Origin of the sequence: Methylibium sp., assembly GCF_013817365.1 — a bacterium.
Classification (GTDB): domain Bacteria; phylum Pseudomonadota; class Gammaproteobacteria; order Burkholderiales; family Burkholderiaceae_C; genus Methylibium.
Window position 1 is genome coordinate 1 of sequence record NZ_JACDCU010000588.1, and the last position, 2116, is coordinate 2116.

General features: G+C 66.3%; 2 protein-coding genes and 2 pseudogenes. 2 read left to right on the forward strand and 2 right to left on the reverse strand.

What is annotated here, in order from left to right:
* Positions 1–194: 194 nt before the first annotated feature.
* Positions 195–362: pseudogene (locus H0W38_RS21685) on the forward strand (sugar phosphate nucleotidyltransferase); the annotation flags it as partial.
* A 36-nt stretch (positions 363–398) separates the two neighbouring features.
* On the opposite strand, the gene H0W38_RS21690 reads toward H0W38_RS21685, so the two are convergent.
* Positions 399–818 (reverse strand): response regulator, encoded by a 420-nt coding sequence (locus H0W38_RS21690; RefSeq protein WP_292458120.1) that lies wholly within the window; start codon positions 816–818, stop codon positions 399–401.
* Between the two features lie 10 nt (positions 819–828).
* Positions 829–1317 carry a hemerythrin domain-containing protein gene (locus H0W38_RS21695; RefSeq protein WP_292458122.1) on the reverse strand — a complete coding sequence of 163 codons (489 nt, stop codon included), beginning with the start codon at positions 1315–1317 and terminating at the stop codon, positions 829–831.
* 326 nt (positions 1318–1643) lie between these two features.
* Here H0W38_RS21695 and H0W38_RS21700 point away from each other — a divergent pair.
* Positions 1644–2116 (forward strand): annotated as a pseudogene (locus tag H0W38_RS21700) (phospholipase D family protein); the annotation flags it as partial.

The window sequence follows — 2116 nt, forward strand, 5'->3', positions numbered from 1 at the left end:
ACGCCCACCGTGGTGAGCAAGTGGTAGTTCAGCTCCGACAACGCGGTGCGGTCGCTGCGATTCCTGCGGTCGAATTTCATCGGCGGCCCGCTCCTTCGGCGCTTGCGGCACACGCGGCGAGCACCGCCGCGGTGAGTGCGCGGCGTCGGTGCAGAGTGCACCATCCGGCTTGCCCTCGGCCCTTCGGAGACCCCATGCATTCGGCAGAACTGGCTCGCAATCTGGATCTCCCCAGACGGGCCGTCGCGCTGGTGCTGGCAGGCGGGCGTGGGAGCCGGCTCGAGCATCTGACCGACCGCCGCGCGAAAGCGGCGGTGTACTTGAACGGAAAATTTTGCATCATCGACTTTACGCTGTCGCACTCGCGCGGCTGCGCGCGCATGTCGTTGCAGCAAAGCCTATCGATCCGCCAACGCCCGATCCACCAAGCGGCAAAGCTCCCCACCATCCGTCGGCTTGAGCAGATGGATATCGAACCCCGCCGCGCGGGCGAGCGCCTTGTCGGCGGGCTGTCCGCGTCCGGTGAGGGCAACGAGGATGGGCGTCGGCCCGCTCATGCGCTTGAGGCGGCGGCACGCTTCGTAGCCGTCCATCACCGGCATGTTGATGTCTAGGATGGCCAGGTCGGGGTGGAAAGATTGCGCCAGCTCCACCGCCTGCTCGCCGTTGTAGGCCGTGCGGGTTTCGTAGCGTGAGGTTTCCAGCAGCATGGCCAGAGTGTCGGCCGCGTCGACGTTGTCGTCGGCAATGAGGATGCGGGCGGCACTCAATTGCGCCGCCGTTTTCGCTTGGAAGTCGATACCGGCGGAGGACTGCAAGACAACCTCTTCACTCGAGCGCCGCTGCCTGGTTTGTCTGTTCCGAAACAGCCTCGCGCGGTGAGCCCTCGCCGCGCAGGCTCTGCTGCAGCGCGCTCATCTTGTCGCCCAGCGCTTCGAGTTCCGCCGCGTCCAGCGCTTTGGCGACCTTGGGGAAGAGGTGCTCCTCTTCTTCCTCGTGATGGTGCTCAGCCTGCTCGTGCAGCACCTTGAACTTGGGCTCGAAGGTCTGCTCGCCCGGGTCGAGCTCCAGCAGGTCGGCGAGCAGGCGCTTGAGCGAGAGGTGCTCCTCCAGCGATTCGAGAAGGATGTCTTCCGTTCTCTTGGCCTTGACGGCCGGATAGAAGACCTGTTCCTCCGAAGCGAGGTGCACCGTGAGGTGGTCGGCCACCTCGGCAAACAGCGCTGCGTCCCAGTTCTCCATGCCGCCCTGTTGCAGCTTTTCCATGTTCGCCTCGATCGTGCGGTGCTGGCTCGTCAACAGGTCGATCGCATTCATGCGCAGTCCTTCTTGGTAGTTTTTTAAACCACACGCATGAGCAATTGACGTGCCCACCCCCTGCCCTGGCACGCTGGTTGCATCCTGGGCCCCGTCGCGATGTACGGCGACGGCAGTTGATTGACTGCCGTCCCGGTCGCTCGAGGGGGCGGGCCATTCGCAATGCCGAGGTGAACATGGAATGCGTGGGAGCGGCAGCAGCGAACGCTGCGGTGCTTGCGCCCGGCGTCTCTTGCCGGTCGGTGCGGCCTCGTTTACCGATTACCGAATGGCATGCGAGCCTGTCTTTGGCCGGCAGCGCCCTCGCCGTCCTCGCTGTGTCTGCGTTGCTGCTGCTTTCCGGCTGCGCCACCTTGCCGGCGCCGCCCGCCGACCTCCCGGTCACCCACGCCCTGGCCGAGCCGCAGCAAACCACCCTCGGCCGCCTCGTGGCGCGCAGCACCACAAGGGCCGGCTTCTCGGGTTTTCGGCTGCTGCTGTCCGGCGAAGACGCCTTCGGCTCGCTTGCCGCCCTGGCCGACAACGCCGAGCACACGCTCGACCTGCAGTACTACCTGATCCGCGGCGACGCTTCGTCCCGCGCACTGCTCACCCGCGTGCAGTCGGCGGCCGAACGCGGCGTGCGCGTGCGCATGCTGATCGACGACCTCAACACCGCTGGCGAAGACGGGTTGATGCTGCGCCTGGCCGAGCACGCCAACATCGAGGTCCGGCTGTACAACCCGCTGCCCGCCGGTCGGGGCTCCACCGTGACCCGCGTGCTCGCTTCGCTCACCGACTTCGCGCGCATCAACCGGCG